The sequence below is a fragment of the Pseudomonas sp. NFACC43 genome, from assembly GCF_900119645.1.
Taxonomy (GTDB): Bacteria; Pseudomonadota; Gammaproteobacteria; order Pseudomonadales; family Pseudomonadaceae; genus Aquipseudomonas.
Window position 1 is genome coordinate 1 of record NZ_FPKK01000019.1, and the last position, 26,180, is coordinate 26,180.

The following is a 26,180-nucleotide window of genomic DNA, read 5'->3' on the forward strand; positions in this document are numbered from 1 at the left end:
CTAATTGCCCGTGAGGCTTGACCATATAACACCCAAGCAATCTGTCGACTCGACAGAGACCAGATTGCGGTGTTGTGAAGACGAAACGAACCGAAAGTTCGAACGTGCTTGCAGGCAACACACAAACTATCGCATACCCATTCGCTGGAACGTGACCGCAAGGCACGCGCTGGCTACCGAATTTCTTGACGACCATAGAGCGTTGGAACCACCTGATCCCATCCCGAACTCAGAAGTGAAACGATGCATCGCCGATGGTAGTGTGGGGTTTCCCCATGTGAGAGTAGGTCATCGTCAAGATTAAATTCCGAAACCCCTATCTGCTGATGCAGGTAGGGGTTTTGTTTTGCCTCCAGGAAAGTTCTTACGACAGACGCGGACCGTTCCCGGCTGTCACAACTGCCCGACAGTGCTAAGGTTCGGCCCTAGCTTATGCTCTTTCCAAGGATGCCTTCTATGCCGGACGCAACGTCCCTCAGCCCTGCTTTCATGGTGGTTCACGGAAATCGCCTGGATGAGTTGCGCAGTCTGGTCATCAGCTTGATGCGGCGGTATCCGCTGGCCCCTCTTGAAAATGAAATCGCACTCGTACAAAGCAACGGCATTGCCCAGTGGCTCAAGCTCGCATTGGCTGAGGATCCGGAAGATGATGGTAGCGGTGGCTGCGGTATCGCAGCTGCCATCGATGTGCAGTTACCAGGCAGCTTCATGTGGCATCTCTATCGTACGGTTTTGGGACGTGACGAAATTCCCGCCAATTCCCTGCTCGACAAGGCCCCGTTGACCTGGCGACTAATGCGTCTCCTGCCGCAATTGATCGAGCAGCCTCATTTCGAGCCACTGCGCCGTTTTCTGACCCACGACACCGACCTGCGCAAGCGTTACCAGTTGTCCGAGCGCCTTGCCGACCTGTTCGATCAATATCAGGTGTACCGTGCCGATTGGCTTGAGGATTGGGCAGAGGGCCGACATCAAACGAGAAATGTGCGTGGTGAAGCCAAGGCGCTTGCACCGGCCAATTGCTGGCAGGCCGAACTGTGGCGAGCCTTGCTACTGGATGTGGGAGAGCAAGGCATGGCTCAAAGCCGTGCTGGCGTGCATCAACGATATATCGAACGGATCAACAGCTTGGAGAGCCCACCCAAAGGCCTTCCAAGCCGGGTCATCGTGTTCGGCATTTCTTCGCTACCCGCCCAGGCCCTCGAGGCGCTCGCCGGTCTGTCACGGTTCAGCCAGGTGCTGCTGTGTGTCCATAATCCCTGCCGCCATCATTGGGCGGATATCGTGGCTGACAAGGACCTGCTACGGCATCAATACAAGCGTCAGGCGCGAAGGGCCGGTATGCCTGCCGTTCTCGATCCGCAAACTCTGCATCAGCACGCTCATCCTTTATTGGCAGCCTGGGGCAAGCAAGGGCGCGACTATATCAACCTGCTCGACAGTTACGACGATCCCAACAGTTATCGTTCTGTTTTTCGAGATGGACGAATCGACCTGTTCAGCGAAGGCAATCCCACGACGCTCCTCAATCAGTTGCAGGATGACATTCTTGAGTTGCGCCCCTTGGATGAAACCCGCGCAACGTGGCCCGCCGTGGATACAGGGCGAGACGGGTCCATTCGGTTTCATGTGGCCCACAGTGCCCAGCGTGAGGTCGAGATTCTTCATGACCAGTTGCTGGCTCATTTCAGTGCGGATCCTACGTTGCGTCCCCGGGATATCATCGTCATGGTTCCGGATATCGACAGTTATGCACCGCATATCCGCGCCGTGTTCGGCCAGCTCGACAGGACGGATCCACGTTTCATTCCGTTCACCCTGACCGACCAGGGGCAGCGCGGAAGGGATCCCTTGCTGATTGCTGTCGAGCATCTGCTGAAGCTGCCCGATAGTCGCTTTCCTGTAAGTGAGATCCTGGATTTGCTGGATGTCCCGGCACTGCGCGGGCGTTTCGGTATCGATGAAGCCGATTTGCCGACCCTGCATCGGTGGATCGAGGGCGCGGGTATTCGCTGGGGCATGAGTGCCGATCATCGTGCCGCGTTGGGACTGCCCGCGGAGCTTGAGCAGAACAGCTGGCGTTTTGGTCTGCGTCGTATGTTGCTGGGGTATGCCGTTGGCAGTTCGGATGCCTATGAGGGAATTGAACCTTACGATGAAATCGGCGGCCTCGATGCGGCGTTGATCGGCCCGTTGGTCGCCTTGCTGGATGCTCTGGAAGTCGCTCATCAGGCGCTTACTCAGCCAGCAGCGCCGCAGACATGGGGGTCGCGTTTGCACGACCTGATGCAGCTGTTTTTCCTGGCGGGTAACGAGCATGAGGATCATCTGCTGGCCCAGCTCGAAGACCTGCGCGAAAACTGGCTGGAAACCTGCGAGTCGGTTGGTCTGCAGGATGAGCTGCCGTTGACCGTGGTGCGTGAAGCCTGGCTGGCAGGCCTTGACCAGGGGCGACTGTCCCAGCGTTTTCTCGCCGGAGCGGTGAACTTCTGCACGCTGATGCCAATGCGGGCAATCCCTTTCAAGCTGGTTTGCCTGCTGGGGATGAACGATGGCGATTATCCACGGGCCCAGCCGCCGTTGGATTTCGATCTCATGGGCAGCGACTATCGTCCGGGCGATCGTTCCCGGCGTGAGGATGATCGTTACCTGTTGTTGGAAGCGCTGCTCTCGGCCCGGGAAAAACTCTACATCAGTTGGGTGGGGCGCAGTATTCGCGACAACAGCGAACGACCGGCATCAGTGCTGATAGGACAATTGCGCGATCACATCGCCAGTGGCTGGCGGCTGGGGGGTACTGGTGAGGATCTTCTCGAGGCGCTGACCCTGGAGCACCCTCTGCAACCCTTCAGTGCCCGTTATTTTCTCCAGGGCGATGAGTTGTTCAGTTATGCCAGCGAATGGCGGTTGCTGCACGGCGATCGCAACACGGCTCTCAGCCCGCCTTTACTGGAGCCATATGTGCAGGAAGAACCCCTGAGCCTCGGACAGTTGCAGGATTTCATGCGCAACCCCGTCCGCCATTTCTTCAGCCAACGACTCAAGGTGTTCTTCGAGACCATCGAGGCTCCGCTGGCCGATGACGAGCCTTTCGTTCTCGATGCCCTTGAACGCTACAGCCTGAGTGACAGTTTACTGGAGGCTGCCCTGGCACGTATGGATCAGCCGGATCTCGCCCTTTCGGCCCACGCCAGGAGGCTTCAGAACAGCGGCCTGTTACCAATGGCCGGTTTTGGTGAATGCCTGCAGCGCGAGCTGATCGAGCCCTTGCCTGACTTGCTCCAGCGTTATCAGCAGATCCTCGCGTCATGGCCTGTACCACTGACCAGCGCCGTGCCGGTCAGCCTTCAGTTGCAGGGAGTGAGTGTCGAAGGATGGCTTAGTGGCCTGCACCAGCGTTCCGATGGCGCCGTCCTTGCCATTACTGCAATACCCAATAGCATCGGCTCTGCGAAGACTCGTAAATGGCATCGTCTCATCCGACCCTGGGTAAACCACCTAGTGGCATGCGCCAATGGCTTGTCGATGACTACCGCACTGGTGGCCAGCGATGACAGCCTGCTATTGCCGCCTTTTGAAGAAACTGTCGCTCAAAGATTGCTCAGCGATCTGCTACAGGCTTGGCAGGCCGGCATGCGCCAACCGTTGCCGGTCGCGGTGAAGACTGCCTTTGCCTGGCTTGGCCAGCCCGAGCCGGTCAAGGCCATGGCGGCTGCTCGGAAAACCTACGAAGGCGATGGGCAGAACTCTGAAGGCGAGCGACGGGAGAGTCCTGCCCTGGCCCGGCAATTTGCCGACTTCGAAGCCCTGATGGCTGAGGAAACGTTTCCCGACTGGTGCAATGCGCTTTATCGGCCGCTGTTCGAGGCTCCATGGCGTTCGGCGGCTGGCGAGGAGGCACGCTCATGAGCCGGCAGACACCGTTGGCCCTGGCGTTTCCCCTGCATGGAAGCCAGTTGATCGAGGCCAGCGCCGGTACTGGCAAGACCTTTACCATCTCGGCGTTATACCTGCGCCTGGTACTGGGTCATGGTGGACCGGCGACCGGGTTTGGTCGCGAGCTGCTTCCTCCACAGATCCTGGTGGTGACCTTTACAGACGCCGCTACCAAGGAGCTGCGTGAGCGTATCCGTACTCGCCTGGCCGAAGCGGCACGTTTCTTTCGTGACGAGATACCGGCCCCGGACTCACTGATCGTCCAGTTGCGCGGCGAATTTGCCGAGGAGCATTGGCCTGCCTGCGCCAATCGGCTGGACATCGCCGCGCAATGGATGGACGAAGCCGCGGTTTCGACCATTCACAGCTGGTGCCAGCGCATGCTGCGCGAGCATGCTTTCGACAGCGGCAGCCTGTTTACCCAGACCCTGGAAACCGACCACAGCGAGTTGCTCGGCGAGGTGTTGCGCGACTACTGGCGGATGTTCTGTTATTCAATGCAAGGCGAGGCGCTGAACTGGGTGCGGGCCCATTGGGGTGGACCGGCTTCCCTGTTGCCGCGAGTGAAGGGACTGTTCGCCAGCGAGCATGGCAATGGCGAGGGACCCGAGCCGGCCGAGCTCATCGCCGCATCGCTACGCGAGCGCAGTGCTGCCTTGCTCGATCTCAAGGCACCCTGGCGGCAATGGGCGGTGGAACTGCTGGAAATCTGCCAGCAAGGTGTTGCCAACAAGCTTGTCGATGCGCGCAAGATGCAGGCTCGCTACTTCGAGCCTTGGTTCCAGAAGATTTCTGCCTGGGTAGAGGACGAAAGCGTCGAGTTGTTGGACATCGGCACCGGCTTCACCCGGCTGACGCCCGAGGGCATGGCGCAGGCCTGGAAGGGAGAGGTGCCCAGTCATCCAGGACTGGACGCCATGGTCGGTCTCAAGGCCAGCCTGGAAGCCTTGCCTACTCCGGATGCCGCAGTGTTGCAACATGCGGCGCAATGGGTTGGGGCGCGTTTCGAGGCGGAGAAGCGCCGACGCGCAGAGATGGGGTTCGACGACATGCTGCTGCGTCTGGATGCGGCGCTGCAGGCCGAAGGCGGCGAGCGCCTGGCGAGCCTGATCCGTGAACAGTTTCCAGTTGCGCTGATCGATGAGTTCCAGGATACCGACCCGGTTCAATACCGGATCTTCGAAAGCATCTACCGTATCGAAGGCAACAACCCTGAAACCGGCCTGTTCCTGATCGGTGACCCGAAACAGGCCATCTATGCCTTTCGCGGCGCCGATATCCACACTTACCTGCGGGCCCGAGTAGCCACCGCCGGCAGGTTGCATACGCTGGGGACGAATTTCCGTTCCAGCCATGCCATGGTGGGTGCGGTAAACCATGTTTTCCAATACGCCGAATCTCGTCCGCAGGGGCGTGGAGCGTTCCTGTTTCGTGAGGCTTCCGGGAACAATCCGGTGCCGTTTTTGCCCGTTGAGTCACAAGGGCGCAACGAGTTCCTGCAGATTGCGGGCCAGGCCGTCACGGCAATGAACATCTGGCACCTGCCATCGGAACAACCGCTTTCCGGCGCGGTGTATCGACAGAACATGGCGGCGGCCTGTGCCAGTGCAATCACGGGGTTGCTCAATGGGGGCCAGGCCGGTCGCAATGGCTTCATGGACCCTGAAAGCGGACTCCGTCGGTTGTTGCCTGCAGACATTGCCATCCTGGTGCGCGACGGCAAGGAAGCGCAGGCCGTGCGAGATGAGCTGTCCGCACGGGGCGTGCGCAGTGTCTATCTATCGGACAAGGATTCGGTCTTTGCCTCGCAGGAGGCGCGCGACCTGCTGATCTGGCTCAAAGCCTGCGCCGAGCCCGATGTCGAACGGCCGCTGCGGGCTGCGCTGGCCAGCATTACCTTGAACCTGCCGTTGACGGAGCTGGAGCGGCTCAACCAGGACGAGTTGGTATGGGAAGCCCGGGTCATGCAATTCCGTGGCTATCGCACGGTTTGGCGGACCCAGGGGGTACTGCCCATGCTCCGGCGGCTGCTGCATGACTTCGAACTGCCCCAGGCGTTGATGGCGCGCAGCGACGGTGAGCGGGTACTGACCAACCTGCTGCACCTGTGCGAACTGCTGCAGCAGGCCGCCGGAGAGCTGGATGGTGAACAGGCCCTCATTCGACACCTGTCGGAGCACCTGGCGTTGTCCGGACAGGCCGCAGAGGAGCAGATCCTGCGCCTGGAAAGCGATGAGCAACTGGTCAAGGTGGTTACGATCCACAAGTCCAAGGGGCTTGAATACCCGCTGGTGTTTCTTCCGTTCATCTGTTCGACCAAGCCGGTGGATGGTACCCGCTTGCCTCTGCACTACCACGATGAATCGGGAAGGGCGCAGGTCAGTCTCAGGCCCACCGTCGAGTTGATTGCCAGGGCCGACGAGGAGCGCCTGGCCGAGGACCTGCGTCTTCTCTACGTGGCACTTACCCGTGCCCAGCATGCCTGTTGGCTGGGTGTCGCCGATCTCAAGCGAGGGAGTAACAACACCTCGATCCTGCATTTGTCCGCGTTGGGCTATCTGCTGGGTGGCGGAACGCCGCTGGCCGACTCGGTGGAGCTGAAGCGCTGGCTGGAAGACCTGCAACAAGGCAGCGCGACCGTGAGTTGCCAGGAGATGCCCCTGGCGACCGACGAGCATTACCAGCCTCCACGCAGTGAGGCGGTATTGCGCGAACCGCTCAAGCCTGCCCGCAAAGCCAGCGAGAACTGGTGGATTGCCTCCTACAGTGCGCTACGTATCGGTGAAAGCCTGAGTGCGGGCAGTGACGCCGCGCCGGAGGACCCACAAGCCCAGAAACTGTTCGACGACGAGCGACTCGATCCGGAGGCTCCAAGGGCAGTTGCCGTTGCTGGCGGCGATATCCATCGTTTTCCCCGTGGCCCCAACCCGGGCACCTTCCTTCATGGTCTTCTGGAGTGGATCGCGGGCGAAGGATTCGCGGCTACGCCCTCGGTCATCGAAGACGTCATTGCCCGGCGTTGCAATCGTCGAGGCTGGAAAGGCTGGATCACGACGCTGAATGACTGGCTGCAACACCTCGTGGCCCTGCCTTTGCAGATTGGCAGCAACCAGGCGCCCGTGGTGCTCGCGCATCTGGACCAGTTCCAGGTCGAAATGGAATTCTGGTTCGCCAGCCACAAGGTCGATGTTCTCAAGCTGGATCAACTGGTCTGCCAGTTCACCCACGGTGGCGTGGCCCGCGTCGCCGCGGAACCCGTGCTGCTCAACGGCATGTTCAAGGGGTTCATCGACCTGACGTTCGAGCACGACGGTCGTTATTACGTGGCGGACTACAAATCCAACTGGCTGGGGGCCGATGACGCGGCCTATACCTCGCAGGCGATGGAGCAATCGATCCTGGATAATCGCTACGATCTGCAATACGTGCTGTACCTGCTGGCGCTGCACCGCCAGCTCAAGGCGCGCCTGCCCGATTATGACTACGACCGCCATGTCGGCGGCGCGTTGTACCTGTTTCTTCGTGGCACCCGCGCCACCAGTCAGGGCGTGTATTTCACCAGGCCTGCTCGAGCCTTGATCGAACAACTGGATCGTCTGTTCCAGGGCGTACCCGAGCCCAAGGCCGAGCCGGCATGGGTACAGGGAGAATTGCTATGAGTCGTTCTTTCGCCGATCTGCTGCCCGGCACCTCCGACGACGACAGCCTGGTAGAGCTGTCGCCCCTGAGTCGTGCCGATGACCTGTTGCGGCTGCTGACCCGTTGGGTCGAGCGAGGATGGTTGCGTGCCTTGGACAAGGCGTTCGTCGCGTTCCTCCAGGAGCTGGCGCCCGACGATGATCCACTGGTGCTGCTCGCCGCCGCGCTCACCAGTCATCAGCTGGGGCATGGGCATGTCTGCCTGGACCTGTACGAAACACTCAAGGAACCGGATTTTGCCCTGTCGCTACCCCCCGAGGGCGACCTGCAGGCCGGGGCAATGCTGTTGCCTTCACAGTTACTGCAAACCCTGGACGGGGCTCAATGGTGCAGAACCCTGGCCTCCAGCCGTCTGGTGGCCCTGGCTGCGGACCAGAGCGAGGAGGCAAGGCAGCGCCCGCTGGTGTTGTCAGGTAAACGGCTTTACCTGCGTCGTTACTGGAGCTATGAGCGGCGGATCGACGAGGCGCTGCGGCAACGGCTTGCCGAGCGGGACGCGGCGCCCGATGATCTGCGCGAGCGTCTGGATGGCTTGTTCGGGACGGCTGCCGGCCCGGGGGCGATCGATTGGCAGAAACTTGCCTGTGCCTTGGCCACCCGCGGCGCCTTCAGCATCGTTACCGGAGGGCCGGGAACCGGCAAGACCACCACTGTCGTGCGCTTGCTGGCCTTACTCCAGGCACCCGCCGTCGAGGCCGGCAAGCCGCTGCGCATTCGCCTGGCCGCGCCCACCGGCAAGGCCGCGGCACGCCTGACGGAGTCCATCAGCCAGCAGGTCCTGAGCCTGGAGGTGAGCGCCGCCGTACGCGAGCGCATTCCCTGCGACGTGACCACCGTCCACCGTCTGTTGGGCAGTCGGCCCGGGACCCGTCATTTCCGCCACCATGCGGGTAACCGGTTGCCATTGGATGTGCTGGTGGTCGATGAGGCCTCCATGATCGACCTGGAGATGATGGCCAATCTGCTGGATGCATTGCCGGCCCAGGCCCGTCTGGTGCTGTTGGGAGACAAGGATCAACTGGCCTCGGTGGAGGCCGGTGCGGTCCTGGGGGACTTGTGTCGAGACGCCGAAGAGGGCTGGTACACGCCCCGGACTCGGGCCTGGCTTGAATCGGTCAGCGGCGAGAACCTGGCGACCAGTGATCTGCAGCAGGACCTCGACGGCACCCATCCGTTGGCCCAGCAAGTGGTCATGCTCAGGCATTCACGACGCTTCGGCGAGGGCAGTGGTATCGGCCAACTGGCTCGCTGGGTCAACCAGCAGCAAGCCGAAAAGGCTCGCCAGCTCCTGCAGGGCAAGCAGTATGCCGATCTGTTCTTCCTGGCGCTGAAGGGGGAGCACGATGATGGGCTGGAGCGCTTGCTGCTCGAGGGGCGCACGGAGGGCCCCCAGGGGTACCGACACTACTTGAATGTGTTGCGACAACGGCGCCCGGACACTTCCCGCCCCTTGGACGACCATTGCTGGGCCGACTGGGCCCGGGAAGTCCTGTCGGCATTCGATGCTTTCCAGTTGCTCTGTGCCGTGCGCAAGGGCCCGTGGGGTGTCGAAGGGTTGAACCAGCGGATCACTGCCGCGTTGCTCAAGGCCCGTCTTATCGACAGCGATCACCACTGGTACGAAGGGCGCCCGGTGTTGATGACCCGCAACGATTACGGGCTGGGGCTGATGAACGGTGATATCGGCATTGCCCTCAGGTTGCCCGAGCGTGAGGGGCCGGAGGCGGGCAAGCAGGTCCTGCGGGTCGCATTCCCTCGTAACGATGGGCGAGGTGGTGTGCGTTTTGTCCTGCCCAGCCGCTTGAATGACGTGGAAACCGTCTATGCCATGACGGTGCACAAGTCCCAGGGCTCGGAGTTCACCCATACGGCCTTGATCCTTCCGGATGCGCTGAACCCTGTGTTGACCAAGGAGTTGGTATACACGGCCATTACCCGTGCCAAGCAGTGGTTCAGCCTGATCGAACCCCGGGCGGGCGTGTTCGAGGAAGCGGTTCGGCGCAAGGTCAAGCGGCTGAGCGGGTTGATGCTGGATCTGGATCGGGACGACTGAATGATTCGGCTTTCTTAGGTCGGTCGCGATTCTGCCTGCTTCTGTCAGAAGAGACGTAGGACGCTGTCTCGCTGGGTTTTTGGCACTGTGCTATCGTTCCGGCATTTATCGGACCGACAAGAGATTCTTCATGGATGTGGCTGGTCGAGAGGCGGCGCGCAGCAAGGGTTGGAAGCATTACTTGCTTGCCAGTCTTCTGGGCCTGTTGCCGCCTGTGATCGCTGCTCAGGATCAGGCAACCACGACCAGGGCTGAACAGCGAGCCGAGTCGGTGACCCAGGTGGTATTGGGCATTCTCAGCTACGCCCGATGGCCGGTGGAGCCCACGCAGTTGCAACTGTGCATCGTCGGGCCGACCCAATATACCGATGACCTGGTCAAGGGGACCGCCCAGGCCACGGGCCGACCGGTCACCGTCCAGCGTCTGTTGGCAGATCATCCCGGCATCGCGACCGACTGTAACGCGGTCTATGTGGGACGGCTCACCAGCGAGGAGCGCACCCGTCTGTACGCCTCCTTGATCGGCAAGCCGGTCTTGAGCATCAGCGAAGGAGGCGACCCATGCACCGTGGGCAGTCTCTTCTGCCTGCGGGTGGGTGACGAGCAGGTGTCGTTCGAGGTCAATCTCGATTCCGTGGCACGCAGCGGCGTGCGTATCCATCCCAGTGTCTTGCAGCTTTCCCGACGCAGGCCGGCGGCACCATGAGCCTGTCCACCCCAAGGATTCTTCCTACCCTGGGCTCGGTCATCGGGCGCGGTCACTTGATCGTCGCGTTGGTGGCGATCGCCATGGCCAGCATTTCCCTGACCTTGCTCGGTGTCCTGGCGCTGCGGGTATACGCCGACCACAACCTGCACCTGATCGCGCGTTCGATCAACTACACCGTGGAAGCGGCCGTGGTGTTCGATGACTCGGCTGCCGCCACCGAAGCGCTGGCCTTGATCGCCAGCACCGAAGAGGTGGCCGACGCCCAGGTGTTCAATGAACACGGTCGCTTGCTGGCGCGCTGGCAACGACCGGAAACCGGCTTGTTGTCTGATCTGGAAATGCACATCGCCAAGGCCTTCCTTGAGAAGCCCATCAGCCTGCCTATTGTTCACCAGGGCCAGGCCATCGGCAGCGTCCTGCTGGCGGGACACGGCGGCAGCCTGTTGCGCTTCCTGCTCAGCGGCCTGGCGGGGATCATCCTCTGCACGGCGGTCAGTGCATGGATGGCGTTGTACCTGGCCCGGCGTCAGTTGCGGGCGATTACCGGCCCTTTGCGTTGCCTGGCGGAAGTGGCCCACGCCGCGCGCAGCGAGCGGGCCCTGGACCGGCGGGTACCACCGGCCGCCATCGCTGAACTGGATAACCTGGGCAATGACTTCAATGCACTGCTCGCCGAACTCGAATCCTGGCAGACCCACCTGCAAAGCGAAAACGAAAGCCTGGCCCACCAGGCCAGTCACGACAGCCTGACCGGATTGCCCAACCGGGCGTATTTCGAAGGCCGGCTGATTCGCGCCCTGCGTAACGCCAGCAAGCTCGACGAGCAAGTGGCCGTGCTGTACCTGGACAGTGATCGGTTCAAGGGGATCAACGACAATTTTGGTCACGCTGCGGGAGATGCGGTGCTGACGGCTGTGGCAACCCGGGTCCGGGCGCAGTTGCGTGAGGATGACCTGGTGGCGCGGCTGGGCGGGGATGAATTTGCCGTGCTGCTCTCGCCGTTGCACAAGCTGGAGGATGCCGAAATGATCGCTGAGAAAATCATCGCCAGCATGGAAATGCCGATCCAGTTGCCCGGCAATGCCTCGGTGCTGACTTCCCTGAGCATCGGCATTGCGGTGTATCCCGAGCATGGCACCACTCCAGGCGCCTTGTTGCATGCCGCCGATGCAGCGATGTACCAGGCCAAGCGTCTCGCCCGGGGAGGGCGACATTCGTCGGGGGCGGAGCACCCCGTTGCTTAACCACAATCAGGAGCCAATCCGTGCGTTCATTTTTCCAATCCAGCCTGCGACGGTCCTTCGTATTTCTGTTCATGGCCATCCTGGCCATGGGTGGTTGCCAGACCACACCGCCGAAAGGGCTGACTCCGGCGCAAATCACCGTACTGAAGGAGCAAGGCTTCAAACTGACCGATGAGGGTTGGGCGTTCGGCCTGTCGGGCAAGGTGTTGTTCGGCAGCGACGTGGAAACCCTCAACCCGGCCAGTACCGAGATCGTCGAGCGGATTGGCAAGGCCCTGCTGGGGGCTGGCATCGAACGGGTACGCGTCGATGGCCACACCGACGCATCTGGCTCCCAGGCGTATAATGAACAATTGTCGATACGGCGCGCCAACAGCGTCGGCAAGGTCCTGACCAGTGTCGGCATGCGCGAAGAGAATATCCAGCTGCGCGGCCTGGGCAGCAGCAAGCCAGTGGCCTCCAATGACACGGCCAGCGGGCGTACCGAGAACCGTCGAGTCGCCATCGTGGTCATCGCCGACTAGTCGGCGAACACCATCTCCCGGCTGTCACCCATCAGCAGCGACCGGTTCTGTTCGGTCACTTCGCGAATGTAATCCCACAACAAGGTGATCCGCTTCAACTTGCGCAGATCCTCCCGGCAGTACATCCAGAACTGCCGGGTGACGTTGATTTCCTCCGGTAGCACGGGCAGCAGGTCTGGATCCTGGGCAGCGAGGAAGCACGGCAGGATCGCCAGGGAGCGCCCTTGCTGCGCCGCCACGTACTGTGCGATCACGCTGGTGCTGCGCAGATGGGCATTGGCCCCAGGCAGGACGTTCGCCAGGTAGAGCAGCTCGGAACTGAATGCCAGGTCGTCGACGTAACTGATGAACGAATGCTTGCCCAGATCCGCCGGGCGCTGGATGGGTGGGTGATTATCGAGATACGACTGGGTAGCGTAGAGCTGCAAGCGGTAATCACACAACTTGCAGCACACGTACGGGCCGTGTTCGGGGCGCTCGAGCGCGATGACGATGTCGGCTTCTCGCTTGGAGAGGCTGATGAAGTGCGGCAGCGGGAGGATGTCCACCGAAATGGCCGGGTAGGCATCGACGAAGTGGCTCAGTTGCGGCGTGATGAAGAAACTGCCGAAGCCTTCGGTGCAGCCCATGCGCACGTGGCCGGACAATGCGACACCAGACCCCGAAACCTGTTCGCAGGCCATGTGCAGGGTGCTCTCGATGGACTCGGCGTAGCTGAGCAGGCGCAGGCCTTCGGCGGTGAGCACGAAACCGTTGGTCCGGGATTTTTCAAACAGCAGCGTTCCCAGTGAGGTTTCCAGCGAGCTGATGCGACGCGACACCGTGGTGTAGTCGACAGCGAGGCGTTTGGCCGCCGTGCTGGCCTTGCGGGTGCGGGCCACTTCCAGGAAGAACTTGAGGTCGTCCCAATTCAGCGACCCCAGGGAGGTGATGTTTTTTTGCATGATGGACCGGTTTTTATGTGCGTTCTTATTAGAAGTTTGCACATCTATACTCCAAAAACCGTCTCATCACCAAGGTCTCTGCATACCTTGGCCTTTGCTCGAAACAGCGCTCCCTACAAGAACAATCCGGAGGCCAGCATGAACGTTTCCCTCACGCCCAGCGACACCACCCTGCAAACCGTCAAACTGTTGATCGATGGCGAGTGGGTCGAATCCCGCTCCAATGAATGGCACGACATCATCAACCCGGCCACCCAGCAGGTGCTGGCGAAAGTCCCGTTCGCCACCGCGACGGAGGTCGAGTCCGCCATTGCCGCGGCCCAGCGCGCGTTCCAGACCTGGAAGCTGACGCCCATCGGCGCGCGGATGCGCATCATGCTCAAGCTCCAGGCATTGATTCGCGAGCATTCGAAACGCATTGCCGCGGTGCTCAGCGCCGAGCAGGGCAAGACCCTGGCGGATGCCGAGGGCGATATTTTCCGCGGCCTGGAAGTGGTCGAGCATGCCTGTTCCATCGGCACCCTGCAGATGGGCGAGTTCGCCGAGAACGTCGCCGGCGGCGTCGATACCTACACCTTGCGCCAGCCCATCGGCGTGTGTGCCGGGATTACTCCATTCAACTTTCCGGCGATGATTCCGCTGTGGATGTTCCCGATGGCCATTGCCTGCGGCAACACCTTCGTCCTCAAGCCGTCGGAACAGGATCCACTGTCGACCATGTTGCTGGTGGAGCTGGCGATCGAAGCCGGCGTGCCGGCCGGCGTGCTCAATGTGGTGCATGGTGGCAAGGACGTGGTGGATGCGCTGTGCACCCACAAGGACATCAAGGCGGTTTCCTTCGTCGGTTCCACGGCGGTCGGTACTCATGTGTATGAGCTGGCGGGGCGCCATGGCAAGCGTGTGCAATCGATGATGGGCGCCAAGAACCACGCCGTGGTGCTGCCGGATGCCAATCGCGAACAAACCCTCAATGCCCTGGTCGGTGCCGGTTTCGGTGCGGCGGGCCAACGCTGCATGGCCACTTCCGTGGTGGTGATGGTGGGCGCGGCCAGGCAATGGCTGCCAGAACTCAAGGCCCTGGCACAGAAGCTCAAGGTCAATGCGGGCAGCGAGCCGGGCACCGACATCGGTCCGGTGATTTCCAAGCGGGCCAAGGCGCGGATTCTCGAGTTGATCGAGAGCGGCGTGAACGAAGGCGCGAAGCTGGAACTCGACGGTCGCGACATCAGCGTGCCGGGCTTCGAGCAGGGCAACTTTGTCGGCCCGACCCTGTTTTCCGGCGTGACCACCGACATGCGTATCTACACCGAGGAAATCTTCGGTCCGGTGCTGGTGGTGCTGGAAGTCGACACCCTGGATCAGGCGATTGCCCTGGTCAACGCCAACCCATTCGGCAACGGCACGGGGCTGTTCACCCAGAGCGGTGCGGCGGCGCGTAAATTCCAGAGCGAAATCGACGTGGGCCAGGTGGGGATCAATATCCCGATTCCGGTTCCGGTGCCGTTCTTCAGCTTCACCGGCTCCCGCGGTTCGAAGCTTGGCGACCTCGGTCCGTACGGCAAACAGGTGGTGCAGTTCTACACTCAGACCAAGACCGTCACCGCCCGCTGGTTCGACGACGACAGCATCAATGACGGTGTGAACACCACCATCAACCTGCGTTAAGGAGCCGGACATGAACATCGCATTTATCGGTCTGGGCAACATGGGCGCCCCGATGGCGCGCAACCTGCTCAAGGCTGGCCATTCGCTGAACCTGTTCGACCTGAACCAGACGGTGCTGGCTGAACTGGCGGCGCTGGGTGGCACCATCAGCACCTCGCCTCGCGATGCGGCCCAGGGCGCTGCGCTGGTGATTACCATGCTGCCGGCCGCCGCCCATGTGCGCAGTGTCTGGCTGGGTGAGGACGGCGTGCTGGCGGGGATTGCCACCGGCACTCCGGCAGTGGATTGCAGCACCATCGACCCGCAGACCGCACGTGATGTCGCTGCCGCAGCCGCCAGGCAAGGCGTGCCCATGGCCGATGCGCCCGTCTCGGGTGGTACCGGAGGCGCGGCAGCTGGCACGCTGACGTTCATGGTCGGCGCCACCGCCGAACTGTTCGCCACCTTGCAGCCGGTGCTGGCTCAGATGGGCCGTAACATCGTGCATTGTGGCGAGGTCGGGACCGGGCAGATCGCCAAGATCTGCAACAACCTGCTGCTGGGCATCTCGATGGTGGGGGTCAGCGAGGCCATGGCCCTGGGCGATGCCCTGGGCATCGACACCCAGGTGCTGGCGGGCATCATCAACAGTTCCACCGGACGTTGCTGGAGTTCGGATACCTACAACCCTTGGCCGGGGGTGATCGAAACGGCGCCGGCCTCGCGTGGCTACACTGGCGGTTTCGGGGCCGACCTCATGCTCAAGGACCTGGGCCTGGCCACCGAGGCTGCGCGGCAGGCTCATCAACCGGTGGTGTTGGGGGCGGTGGCACAACAGCTGTATCAGGCGATGAGCCAGCGCGGCGAGGGTGGCAAGGATTTCTCGGCCATCGTGAACAGCTACCGCAAGCCTCAATAACCATTGCCTGATGCTTGTCCCCGCCTGAACCGCGGCGGGGACAATATGAGCGTCCGATGTTTCGTGAAGCTGTAATAAATAATATTTAATGTTGGGTTCGCTCCGTTATTCCCGGGTTTCATATATATATGAAACTTTGGAGAATTGGAGCGGGCCATTATTATTCGAGGGTTGACAGACAAAAATCGTTGCACAATACTCGGCGCTCAGGACGAGCACTACATATCAAGGAGCGATACCCATGCCTTCGCAGGATACATGCGTACTTACGGCTGCCGGCCTAAAAAAATTGGCACTCAATCAGGAATGTCGAGATGCCTTCAATAGGGACTCGTTATTCTTCAGGTTATTTGAGCGCGCCGCGCAGCGCTACATCGTTTCGTCCAGCCTGGACGGGCTTCCTGAAAAGTTGAAACTGCTCTGGGACAAGGGTTACAGGCTGGGTGTCGAATATGTCGGCGAAGAAAACCATGATCCGCGAGTGGTCCAGGCCTTTGTCGATGAATACTTGAAATCCATTCAGGTTTTCGCCAAGGCCAAATTAACTCCCCAGTTAGGTTTCGATTTAAGCGCCGTGGGTATGCTCATATCCGCGGAAACTGCTTATCGCAACGCAGCCACTATCTTGTCCGCCGCTGCGGAACATAATATTCCAGTGATGATCAGCATGGAACATTCCTCCGCGGTCGATAAGATCCTGGAGATATATTCCAAACTGGCCCCCGACCATTCAAATGTCGGCCTTACTGTTCAAGCCCATTTGCATAGGACGGTAAATGATCTGCCGGCCATCATTGGTCATGGTCGCAAGATCAGGTTGGTCAAGGGTGTCTATAACGAAGCGCCTGAAGTTGCTCTTCCTCGCGGTGCGGAACTTGATGAGCGCTATCTGAAACTGCTCGCCGATATCCTGGATGCCGGGGTCCCGGTCAGTTGTGCGACCCAGGATCCAGGCCTGATCCAGCGCATCTTCGACCAGGGCCTGCACACCCGGATTCACGAGTTGGAGATGCTCCACGGTGTGCAGCCCGAGGCGTTGCGCAAAGCCAGGAAGGCGGGGGTGGCCTGCCGGATAGCGGCGGTTTATGGCGACAGCTGGTACCTGCACTTCCTGCACCGATTGGCGGAGTCGCCTGAAAACGTCCTCGAGGCCTTGGCCGATTTCTACGATCCCTCCCGCATTGTCTTTGGCGCAGGTTACTAAGGAAGCCCTCATGTTTATCGATCTCAGAAGCGATACGGTCACCAAGCCAACGGAAGGCATGCGCAAGGCGATCTATCAGGCGGAAGTGGGGGACGATTGCTTCGGCGAAGACCCGACCGTACGAGCCCTGGAAGAATACTGCGCCCAGTACTTCCAGAAGGAGGCGGCGCTTTTCACCTCTGGCGGTACGTTGAGCAACCAGTTGGCGGTCAAGGCCATGACGAATCCGGGCGATGAGATCTTCCTGGATGCGTCCTACCACATCAATTTCTATGAATCTGCCTCGACATCGGCTTTTTCCGGGGTCAACTTCTCGCTATCGACCCACGACAGCGGGCTGTTCGATGTCAGCGACCTGGAAAGGCTCTACGCCTCCAAATGCCGCTGGAGCCAGAACTATGCCTTGCCCCGGGTGGTGGTCATCGAGAACACGCTGGGGTGCAAAGGCGGCGCGATCTTTCCCCTGCAACAGATGAACGACGTCTTCGCCTACGCCCAGGGCATCGGGGCCTATCGTTACCTCGATGGAGCGCGGATTCTCCATGCCTCCATCGCCTCCGGCATCGACGTGACGTCCTATACCGACAACGCCGACCTCCTGTCCATGTGCCTGTCCAAGGGCCTGGGAGCGCCGATTGGTTCGATCATGGTGGGCTCGCTGGAACTGATACAGCGGGCCAAGAAGTACCGCAAATGGTTCGGAGGCGACCTGCACCAGGCCGGCATGATGGCCGCCGCCGGACTCTACGCGATGCACAACCACGTCGAACGCCTGGCCGAAGACCACGAGCACGCGGCATTGCTGTATCGACTGCTCGACGACATCGATCAAGCGCCGGCCCGCTACAAGGGCACCAACATGGTGACCCTGGACATTTCCGCCCTGGGGATCGCCCCGGTGCAGTTCGCCGGCTATCTGCGCCAGCAGGGCGTTGGCGGGCTGCCCTACAACGCCAGGGAGATGCGCTTCATGCCGCATATCAACATCACCCGTGACGATATCCACAAGGCGGCCGGCATTATCAAGGATGCCGTGCGAGCCCTGAGCCAGGCCCGGGAGACGGTCAAGTGATCTACAAGAAGAATGTCGTGCTGATCGTCGATGCTTATTCGATCGGCAGCCTGATCGCGCCTGCTTTCATTTCCCGGGGGCTGGAGTGCGTACACCTGCGTTCCACCGCCAACGTCAACGAGTTCTACAAGCCCTGGTTCCGTCCCGCCGATTTCATCAAGGACATTCTCTACCGCTCGGATGCCGAGCTGCGCCAGGCCCTGTCCGGATATTCGGTGCAGTTCGTGCTGGCCGGTTGTGAGTTCGGTGTCGAACTGGCCGCTCACCTGGCTGCGCTGTTCGAAGTCGAGCGTCGGAACGACCCGAGCCATGCCATTCGCTGGCGCGACAAGTTCGAAATGCATGAGGCCCTGCAACGGGCCGGGGTGCGTTCGATCAAGCATTTCAAATCGGGGTCGCTGGCGGCGATCCAGGACTGGATCAAGGAGCAGAAAATCCTGCCCGTGGTCTTGAAGCCGATCAAGAGCGCCGGCTCGGACAACATCCATATCTGCACGCGGGAAAGCGAAGTCGAGCGAGCGTTCGAGATCATCAAGTCGAGCCGCAACCTCTTTCTCGAAGACAACGATGAAATCCTGGTCCAGCAATACCTGGACAATTGCGACTTCAAGTCCGAGCTGTCGGCGAGCAAGTCCAGCGATGTGGATATCGAGTATTGCGTCAATACCGTGAGCGTCGACGGCCAGCACTATGTCAGCGAAATCATCCGCGTCTTTCGCACCCGGATCGGCGACTCGCCGGTGCATGACTACAACCAGCTGATGTGTCCGGTGGACAACGCCGATGTCTACAGTCGGCTGTCGCGGTACATCTTTTCCGTGCTCGATGCGCTGGGCATCCGCCAGGGCGTCGGTCACAGCGAGCTGATGATCGTCGACGACGAACCGGTGTTGCTGGAAACGGCCGCACGCATGCCGGGCGGTATCGACCTGTCGGCCTACACCCGGGCGCTGGGGCATAACCAGTTGAGCCTGTGGATCGATTCGCTGGTCAATCCCGAGGCCTTCTTCGATTACCGTCAGCGGCCGCGCAAAAGGCTCTATTTCCACTCCAGTTGCGTGTTCCTGATCGCCCGACAGTCCGGGCTCATCAAGCGGGCGCCGGAGCTGGCGCGGTGGAAGGCGATTGCCGGGGTGCACAGCATCAAGATCCAGGACGAAGGTGAGCTCAAGGAAACCGTCTCCCTGGAAAACTGCCCTGGCCATGTCTTCATTCTCGGCAAGGATCGCGCCGCCATTCAGCACAGCATCGAACTGCTGCGCGAAGACGAGCCCGGCGTGTACAGGGACATGCTGGCATGAAGGACCTTTCGGGAGAGCTGACCGTGTCGGGGGAAGCCAGGGTCTACACCAGGCCGGTGGTGTTGTTGCTGTCGGCAACATTTGTCCTGACCATTGCCCGGGCCATGGCCTTGCCGTACCTGGTGGTCTATTTCTCCCAGGCGTTCGGCCTGGGCGTGACCGACATCGGCCTGGTGGTGGGCGGCGCGTTGATCGTCAGTTCCGTTCTGGGAGTGTATGGCGGCTTCCTGGTGGACAGGTTTTCCAACGACCGGATCCTGCTGGCCGCCGCGAGCCTGTTTGCCCTGGCCTTTGCCGTGGCATTCCAGGTCGGCAGCCTGGTGCCGTTCATCATTGCCATTGTGGTGGTGAACCTGTCCTATGCGGTGGTGGATATCGCGGTGAAATCGGGGATTGGTTTCCTGGTGACGCCGGACAAGCGCGGCGGCGTGTTTTCCATGAAATACACCCTGACCAACGTCGGCTACGCCATCGGTCCGTTCCTGGGCGTGCTGTTCGCCAAGATCAGTCCCGGCATGCCCTTCGCGGTCTCGGCGATCATCGGCGCGGGGTTCGTGGCGTTCTACAGCAGCCTGGGTGCGCGGCTGCCTCGGGCAGGGCAGACGGAGCGCACGAACCAGCCGTTCGCCCGCGTGCTGGTCCATCTGGTGCGCAATTACCGGCTGGTCTGCTTCACCATCGGAGGTGTCCTCAGTGCCATCGTGTTCGGACAGTTCACGGCTTATCTGTCGCAATACCTGATCGTCACCAGCACCCCCGAGAACACCTACCGGATCATCAATTACCTGGTGACCACCAACGCTTGCGTGGTGATTGGCTTGCAATACCTGATCGGCTCCAGGATCCACCAGAAGAACCTGTTCCGCATGCTGATGCTGGGCATGGCGTTCTTCATCGCGGGGCTCATGGGGTTCGCTCATGCACAGGCCTGGATGGCCTGGGTGGTCGCGATGATCGTTTTCACCGTGGGTGAAATCATCATCATCCCGGCCGAGTACCTGTTCATCGATTACATCGCGCCGGAGGACATGCGAGGCGTTTACTACGGCGCGCAGAACCTCTCCAACCTGGGCGCGGCCCTGGGGCCTGTGCTGTGCGGATTCGTGCTGTCGCTGTATGCGCCCCAGGCGATGTTCCATGTGTTGTCGCTGTGCGTGGTCGCGGCCAGTGTTTTCTATTTCCTGGGTTCAAGGCGAAAGGGGTAATGGATGATCCATTTCAACACTGCGGGGTCGGGCATCATGTCCCCAGAGACATTGAGTCTGATGCAGGCCTACTTGCAGGAGGAAGTCGAGGCGGGCGCCTATGAGACCGAGCTGAATCATTCGCCTGTCCTGGACGTCGAGGTCTACGAAAACATCGCCCGCCTGCTGGGGGCTTCTGCACGCAACATCGCGCTGTTCGACGGCGCGACGAAGGCCTGGGTGACCGCGCTGGAGGCGCTGACCTGGTCCGAAGGCGATCGCGTTCTGGTCACGCCCTATGAATACGCGGGCAACCTGATCGCACTGTCTACGCTGCAGCGCCTGCATGGCGTGGTGGTCGACGTGATGCCGTTGCTGTCCGATGGCAACCTGGACCTGCACTGGCTGGCCCGGCACATGAGTGCGCAGGTCAAGCTGGTCTCGGTGGTCCATGTGCCTTCCTGCTGCGGCATCGTGAACGACATCGCGGCGGTGGGAAACCTGCTGCGGGATTTTCCTTGCCTGTACTTCGTCGACGCCTGCCAGTCGGCGGGAATGCTGGCGCTGGATGTGCAGGCCATCGGTTGTGACGTGCTGACCGCCGCTGGCCGGAAATTCCTCTGCGGACCACGGGGCACGGGCTTTGCCTTTCTTTCCGAGCGTTTCCTGGCCACCGCGCGGCCTCGTTTCACCGATCTGGGACGGGCCAGCGTGGATGTGCATGGCACGGTCCATCGGACGCTCGAGGATGCGCGCGGCTTTGAATACGCCGAACGCAACAATGCCGCCGTGGTGGGGCTGAACCAAGCGATCAAGGAGCGTCTGTCGAAGGCCTACGGCACGGAATCCGAACGCTATCGCAACCTGTTCGAGCGGCTGGCGACGATGCCCGGCATCAACCTGATTGCCCCAGGCACGCAGCACCAGGGCATCATCGCGTTCACCCATGCCCGCTGCCCGGCCACGGAGCTGGTCGCCTACCTGCGCTCGCGCGGCGTCAACGGCTGGCCTGGGTATGCGTCGCATACGCCGTACTTCATGTTGAAGCAGGGGCATGAGCGTTTCGTACGCTTGTCCGTCAACGCCAGTAACAGCGTCCGGGATATCGATGAAGTCATCGCATTACTGTCGCAACTTTGAATGACCGGAGGGCATGAAACGCAAGAAACCATGGCAGTGGACTGCCTGGTAAGTACCGCACTGATTGTTTGGAAGAATGATTGAGGGCCGTGCAGGCGGGCGTCGCCTGTATTGATCACGTTGAGTACGAAAGGGAATTCCGATGAACGAGGTAAACAGGTTCAATCCTGCTGCTGAACTGAGGCAGCGCTTGCGTCCGCTGTACAGGAAAGACAACTGGCACTGGCTGGTTGCCCTGGGTGCGGACCTCATGGTCATTGTTTCGGCTGTATTGCTGGGCCATCGCTACAATGTCCTGTATCCCCTGGCGCTGCTGTTCATCGGCTCGCGGCAGCGGGCCCTGGCTTCGCTTCTGCACGAGGCGGCGCACATGACCATGGCCCGGAACAAAGTGATCAACAAGTGGGTCGGCGAGTACCTGCTGGCTTATCCGATCTTCCAGAACTACGAAGCGTACCGTCGCTCCCATGTGCAGATGCACCATCATCACCTGGGTGACCAGGACAAGGATCCCGATCACCGGTTCTATATCGAATCCGGCTTGTACGAGGCTCGGGATCGCCTGGACTTCCTGTCCCGTCACCTGTTCAGGAGCGTAACGCTGGTCAACACCTACAAGTATTTCCTCTACCTGGTGAAGAATCGCGCCGGGGACATCCTGGCGAGCCCGTGGCAGGGCGTGAAGCTGCTGGTGGTTCATGGCGCCATCCTGCTGCTGTTCAGCCATTTCATCGGCCCGTGGGGCTATGTCCTGTTCTGGCTGGTTCCGTACTTCACGGTGTTCCAGGTCATCGGCTGGTTCTCAGAGATTTCCGAGCACTTCGGCATGTTCGGCGTGTACAAGGATGAGGTGCAGCTGACGCGCAATCGTTTCCCCACGTGGATCGAGCGGTTGTTCATCGGCATGCATGGCGACAACTATCACCTGACCCATCATCTGTTTGCCGGCGTTCCTTTCTGGAACCTGCCGCACGCGCATCGGATATTGATGGAAGACGAAAGCTACGCTGCAGCCAATCGCGGCTGTGGTGGCATTTTTACGGCCAGGGGGGAGGCCCGGTCCAGTATCCATCAGATACTCGAGGCCTATCGCAGCGGGAAGATCGCGACCATCCAGGTCACGGGATAGGGGGCGTCCTGTTGCGCTGTGCTCAGGGGCGAGGACAGCGCAACGCGCGGATCTGTCGGAGCGGTATCAGGCGAAGACGAAGTACTTGCGCACCGTTTCGACCACTTCCCAGGTGCCTTTCATGCCCGGCTCCACCACGAAGATATCGCCGGCCTTCAAATGGATGGGGGCGTGTCCGTCCGGGGTGATGATGCAGTAGCCTTCCTGGAAGTGGCAGTATTCCCACTTCACATAGTCCACACGCCATTTGCCCGGCGTGCAGATCCAGGTCCCCATGATCTTGCTGCCGTCTTCGCTGGTGTAGGCGTTGAGGTTGACGGTGTGCGGGTCGCCTTCGAGCTTTTCCCACTTGCAAGCGTCGAGGACGGGCAGCGGGTGGGTATCGCGCAGGACAGTGATAGGTGCGGTCATAGGGACTCCGGGCAGTGGACGGTAAGCTCAAGAGCACCCTATAGGCCCGGGCGTGGGGTCAGTTGTCTGTACTCGACATCCGGCTACCCAGAAACGCAATCAATCGCCGGCCAGGTGCAGGGCCAGCGCCCTGGCGTAGGCCGGCAATGCCTGGAAGTCGCGCGCGGCCAGCAGCAAGGCCCGTTGCGCCCAGGCTTCCTGCAGTGGCAGGCATCGGTAAGAGGGCGCGGGCGTGCGGCGCTCGATGGCGGCCCTCGGCACGATGGCAATGCCTGCGCCGTGGGCCACCATGCGAATCACCCCGTCGAAGCTGTCGGCACGGATACGGATCTGCATGCGCAGCCCGCTGTGCAAGGCCTGTTCCTCGAGGTAAACCGCCAGGGCGCTGGAAGCGTTCAGGCCGACGTAATCATGGGCCAGGGTCTCGCTGAAACTCACCACGCGACCGTCCGCCAAGGGATGCCCGGAAGGCAGGATCAAGGTCAGTGGATCGTGTCGAAAGGGACGGGTCTGCAAGCCATCGGTGTCGACTGCGTCGGAGACGATGCCCAGGTCCGCCGCGCCCTGGCGCAACGCGTGGGTGATCCGCGTACTGGGCAGTTCCTGCAGGTCGATGTCCAGATTGGGGTGGCCCTTGAGGAACGTCGCCAGCAATTCGGGCAGGTATTCGCTCATGGCGCTGGTGTTGCACAACAGCCGCACGCGGCCTTTGACCCCCTTGGCGTATTCAGCCAGGTCTTGCTGCAAGTGCTCCGCATGCTGCAACAACACCCTGGCATGTTGCGCCAAGGCCTTGCCTGCCGGGGTCGGTGTGACGCCCCGCCGCCCGCGTTCGAACAGGGCGATCCCCAGGGAGGCCTCCAGGGCGCGGACCCGGGCACTGGCCGCCGCCAGGGACAGATGGCTGCGGCTGGCACCGGCGGTGATGTTGCCGGTGTCGAGAATGTTGAGGTAGAGGCGCAGGTCGGTGAAGTCGAAATGCATGGGCGTTGATTCTCTGCCGGGTTCGGCGGTGGCCGATGGGACACCTTCGCGGGCAGGATGCGCGCGCCTCATGTGAGGGGCATCCACTTTTTCTCTGTGGAAGCGAGCCTGCTCGCGAAAATGCCAGATGCGTGAACTTCTCTGCCTCTTGTCCTGCAAGAGGCTGCCTCAGTATATGGCAGATTTCCAAATCGGCGTGCGCAGGCCAGGATAGCGCCATGGACACTCTCATCGTTTTCTATCAGAACCTGGGCCTGGCGCTGTCGTTGCTGGTCATCGCCACCTTCCTGCTGGCCGGCACCGTCAAGGGCGTGATCGGCCTCGGCCTGCCGACCCTTTCAATGGGCCTGCTCGGGTTGGCTATGGCACCGGTGCAGGCTGCGACGTTGCTGATCATTCCGGCCACGCTGACCAATATCTGGCAACTGGCGTCCGGCGGCCATCTGCTCGCCTTGATCGGGCGTTTATGGCCGCTTCTGCTAGCGATTTCTCTCGGCACCGGCCTCGGGTCCTTATGGATCGGAATGTCGGGCGGGCCCTGGGTGGTCCGGGCCTTGGGCGGGGCGTTGCTGCTGTATGCATTGAGCGGGCTGATGCTGCCGACACTGCGGGTGGCGCCGCGGATCGAGCCGTGGCTTGGCCCGCTCTGTGGATTGCTGACCGGTGTCATCACCTGCGCCACCGGTGTGTTCGTGATTCCGGCGGTGCCTTACCTGCAAGCCCTGGGCTTGAGCAAGGATGAGCTGGTGCAGGCGCTGGGGCTGTCCTTTACCGTTTCGACGCTCGCACTGGCCGCCGGCCTGCTATGGCGCGGCGCCCTGGGCGGCGGTGAGTTGAGCGCTTCGGTGCTGGCGCTGGCCCCGGCGCTGTTGGGCATGTGGCTGGGCCAGGCCTTGCGTCGGCGGATCAGCGCCGTGCTGTTCCGGCGGGTGTTTTTCGTCGGCCTGGGCGCGCTGGGCGTCCACTTGCTGGTCAGCGGCTAGCCGAGGACGGGCTGAGCATGTCGACCCGGCGGATCTCGAAGTCGCGCTCAAGGTAATCCATACGGTGCTCGAAAAACGCCTTCATGTGCGGCAGGTTCGAGTGCACGTCGAGGTGGGCCTGGGATTCCCAGATCTCATAGAAGATAAACAGCGTCGGATCTTCCCGATCCCGCAGCATGTGGTATTCGATGCAGCCGGGCTCGGCGCGGCTTGGTTCGACATAGGCCCGGAACAGCGCTTCGAAGGCTTCGGCTTTTTCCGGGCGAGTCTTGGCGTGAAGAATGAAACCGTGCAATTGGCTCATGGAAGGCTCCTGGAGGGTCAGTGCCCAGGATTTTAAGGCAACAATCGCTCGCGGATTCGTGCTTGTAAGTCAAATGAGTTTTGCCGCTGCGGTGCTTATTCCGCGCGAGGCTCATCGGTACTCTGCCGCCATCGTTTTTCAACTCTCCATCCGGCGACTTCCAATCAGTACGCCGTGGAACCCGATGAGGTGACTCCATGAAAAAAGTTCTGCTGCTCAATGGCGGTAAACAGTTCGCGCATTCCGACGGTCGCTACAACGCGACGCTCCACGAGACAGCGCTCAGCGTGCTGGACCGTGGCGGCCTGGATGTAAAGACCACGTTCATCGATGGCGGCTACGACATCAAGGAGGAAGTTGCCAAATTCCTCTGGGCCGACGTGATCATCTACCAGATGCCGGGCTGGTGGATGGGGGCACCGTGGACCGTCAAGAAGTACGTCGACGAAGTCTTCACCCAAGGCCATGGCAGCCTCTACGCCAATGACGGCCGTACTCGCTCCGATGCTTCCCAGAAATACGGCAGCGGTGGCCTGCTGCACGGCAAGCAGTACATGTTGTCGCTGACCTGGAACGCGCCGCAGCAGGCCTTCGACGACCCGACCGACTTCTTCGAAGCCAAGGGTGTGGACGCGGTGTACTTCCCTTTCCACAAGGCCAACCAGTTCCTGGGCATGACCGGCCTGCCGACCTTCCTGTGCGTGGACGTGATGAAACGCCCGAACATCGAAGCCGATATGGCGCGTTATGAGCAGCACCTGAGCGAAGTGTTCGGCCTGAAGGCCTGACCTTGCCC

General features: G+C 61.1%; 20 protein-coding genes and 1 rRNA gene. 17 read left to right on the plus strand and 4 right to left on the minus strand.

Annotated elements, in window-relative coordinates:
* The first annotated feature begins 184 nt into the window (after positions 1–184).
* The 7 genes from rrf to BT179_RS23880 all read left to right on the plus strand — a co-directional run bounded on the left by rrf (position 185) and on the right by BT179_RS23880 (position 12,165).
* Positions 185–300, plus strand: a 5S ribosomal RNA gene (gene rrf, locus BT179_RS23850).
* 156 nt (positions 301–456) lie between these two features.
* Positions 457–3,909 (plus strand): exodeoxyribonuclease V subunit gamma, encoded by a 3,453-nt coding sequence (gene recC, locus BT179_RS23855; protein ID WP_072432066.1) that lies wholly within the window; start codon positions 457–459, stop codon positions 3,907–3,909.
* Complete coding sequence (gene recB, locus BT179_RS23860) at positions 3,906–7,595, plus strand: exodeoxyribonuclease V subunit beta (protein ID WP_072432065.1); 3,690 nt, start codon at positions 3,906–3,908, stop codon at positions 7,593–7,595. The genes recC and recB overlap by 4 nt, the downstream gene beginning before the upstream one ends.
* Entirely contained in the window at positions 7,592–9,688 is a 2,097-nt protein-coding gene (gene recD / locus BT179_RS23865) for an exodeoxyribonuclease V subunit alpha (protein WP_072432064.1), read from the plus strand. Before recB ends, recD begins: the two co-directional genes overlap by 4 nt.
* Positions 9,689–9,818: 130 nt before the next feature.
* Positions 9,819–10,394, plus strand: coding sequence for a regulatory sequestration protein YfiR (locus BT179_RS23870; protein WP_072388710.1), 576 nt, complete (start codon positions 9,819–9,821; stop codon positions 10,392–10,394).
* Positions 10,391–11,641: a diguanylate cyclase DgcN/YfiN gene (locus tag BT179_RS23875; protein WP_072388708.1), complete on the plus strand. Its 1,251-nt coding sequence runs from the start codon at positions 10,391–10,393 to the stop codon at positions 11,639–11,641. The genes BT179_RS23870 and BT179_RS23875 overlap by 4 nt, the downstream gene beginning before the upstream one ends.
* Before the next feature lie 71 nt (positions 11,642–11,712).
* The gene (locus BT179_RS23880) at positions 11,713–12,165 is read left to right on the plus strand and encodes an outer membrane lipoprotein YfiB (protein WP_083568919.1); all 453 of its coding nucleotides are present in this window, start codon (positions 11,713–11,715) and stop codon (positions 12,163–12,165) included.
* Here the strand turns inward: BT179_RS23880 and BT179_RS23885 are convergent.
* Entirely contained in the window at positions 12,162–13,109 is a 948-nt protein-coding gene (locus BT179_RS23885) for a LysR family transcriptional regulator (protein WP_072388704.1), read from the minus strand. The genes BT179_RS23880 and BT179_RS23885 overlap by 4 nt on opposite strands.
* 138 nt (positions 13,110–13,247) lie before the next feature.
* Between BT179_RS23885 and BT179_RS23890 the strand changes: the two genes are divergently transcribed.
* From BT179_RS23890 to gntB, 8 genes are all read left to right on the plus strand, one after another.
* The gene (locus BT179_RS23890) at positions 13,248–14,774 is read left to right on the plus strand and encodes a CoA-acylating methylmalonate-semialdehyde dehydrogenase (RefSeq protein ID WP_072432062.1); all 1,527 of its coding nucleotides are present in this window, start codon (positions 13,248–13,250) and stop codon (positions 14,772–14,774) included.
* A gap of 10 nt (positions 14,775–14,784) precedes the next feature.
* Positions 14,785–15,672, plus strand: coding sequence for a 3-hydroxyisobutyrate dehydrogenase (gene mmsB, locus BT179_RS23895; RefSeq protein WP_072388700.1), 888 nt, complete (start codon positions 14,785–14,787; stop codon positions 15,670–15,672).
* A gap of 241 nt (positions 15,673–15,913) precedes the next feature.
* Positions 15,914–16,876 carry a proline dehydrogenase family protein gene (locus tag BT179_RS23900; RefSeq protein ID WP_072432061.1) on the plus strand — a complete coding sequence of 321 codons (963 nt, stop codon included), beginning with the start codon at positions 15,914–15,916 and terminating at the stop codon, positions 16,874–16,876.
* Positions 16,877–16,886: 10 nt separating this feature from the next.
* Positions 16,887–17,948 (plus strand): threonine aldolase family protein, encoded by a 1,062-nt coding sequence (locus tag BT179_RS23905; protein ID WP_072432060.1) that lies wholly within the window; start codon positions 16,887–16,889, stop codon positions 17,946–17,948.
* Entirely contained in the window at positions 17,945–19,249 is a 1,305-nt protein-coding gene (locus BT179_RS23910; protein ID WP_072388693.1) for a hypothetical protein, read from the plus strand. Before BT179_RS23905 ends, BT179_RS23910 begins: the two co-directional genes overlap by 4 nt.
* Positions 19,246–20,454, plus strand: coding sequence for an MFS transporter (locus BT179_RS23915; RefSeq protein ID WP_072388691.1), 1,209 nt, complete (start codon positions 19,246–19,248; stop codon positions 20,452–20,454). The genes BT179_RS23910 and BT179_RS23915 overlap by 4 nt, the downstream gene beginning before the upstream one ends.
* 3 nt (positions 20,455–20,457) lie before the next feature.
* Positions 20,458–21,573 (plus strand): aminotransferase class V-fold PLP-dependent enzyme, encoded by a 1,116-nt coding sequence (locus BT179_RS23920; RefSeq protein ID WP_072432059.1) that lies wholly within the window; start codon positions 20,458–20,460, stop codon positions 21,571–21,573.
* A 142-nt stretch (positions 21,574–21,715) separates the two neighbouring features.
* A complete protein-coding gene (gntB, locus tag BT179_RS23925; protein ID WP_072432058.1) occupies positions 21,716–22,702 on the plus strand; it encodes a guanitoxin biosynthesis L-arginine gamma (S) hydroxylase in 987 nt (328 codons plus the stop codon).
* Between the two features lie 66 nt (positions 22,703–22,768).
* Here the strand turns inward: gntB and BT179_RS23930 are convergent, their stop codons facing one another.
* Both BT179_RS23930 and BT179_RS23935 read right to left on the minus strand, forming a co-directional pair.
* Positions 22,769–23,113, minus strand: coding sequence for a cupin domain-containing protein (locus BT179_RS23930; protein ID WP_053152030.1), 345 nt, complete (start codon positions 23,111–23,113; stop codon positions 22,769–22,771).
* 99 nt (positions 23,114–23,212) lie between these two features.
* The gene (locus BT179_RS23935; RefSeq protein WP_072432057.1) at positions 23,213–24,097 is read right to left on the minus strand and encodes a LysR substrate-binding domain-containing protein; all 885 of its coding nucleotides are present in this window, start codon (positions 24,095–24,097) and stop codon (positions 23,213–23,215) included.
* Between the two features lie 218 nt (positions 24,098–24,315).
* On the opposite strand from BT179_RS23935, the gene BT179_RS23940 reads away from it, so the two are divergent.
* Positions 24,316–25,080 carry a sulfite exporter TauE/SafE family protein gene (locus BT179_RS23940; RefSeq protein WP_072388683.1) on the plus strand — a complete coding sequence of 255 codons (765 nt, stop codon included), beginning with the start codon at positions 24,316–24,318 and terminating at the stop codon, positions 25,078–25,080.
* Here BT179_RS23940 and BT179_RS23945 read toward each other — a convergent pair.
* Positions 25,070–25,384, minus strand: a complete 315-nt coding sequence (locus BT179_RS23945; RefSeq protein ID WP_072388681.1) for a putative quinol monooxygenase — start codon at positions 25,382–25,384, stop codon at positions 25,070–25,072. The two genes, BT179_RS23940 and BT179_RS23945, sit on opposite strands and share 11 nt — an antisense overlap.
* Positions 25,385–25,581: 197 nt before the next feature.
* On the opposite strand from BT179_RS23945, the gene BT179_RS23950 reads away from it, so the two are divergent.
* Positions 25,582–26,172 (plus strand): NADPH:quinone oxidoreductase MdaB, encoded by a 591-nt coding sequence (locus tag BT179_RS23950; protein WP_072388679.1) that lies wholly within the window; start codon positions 25,582–25,584, stop codon positions 26,170–26,172.
* The last annotated feature ends 8 nt before the right edge of the window (positions 26,173–26,180 follow it).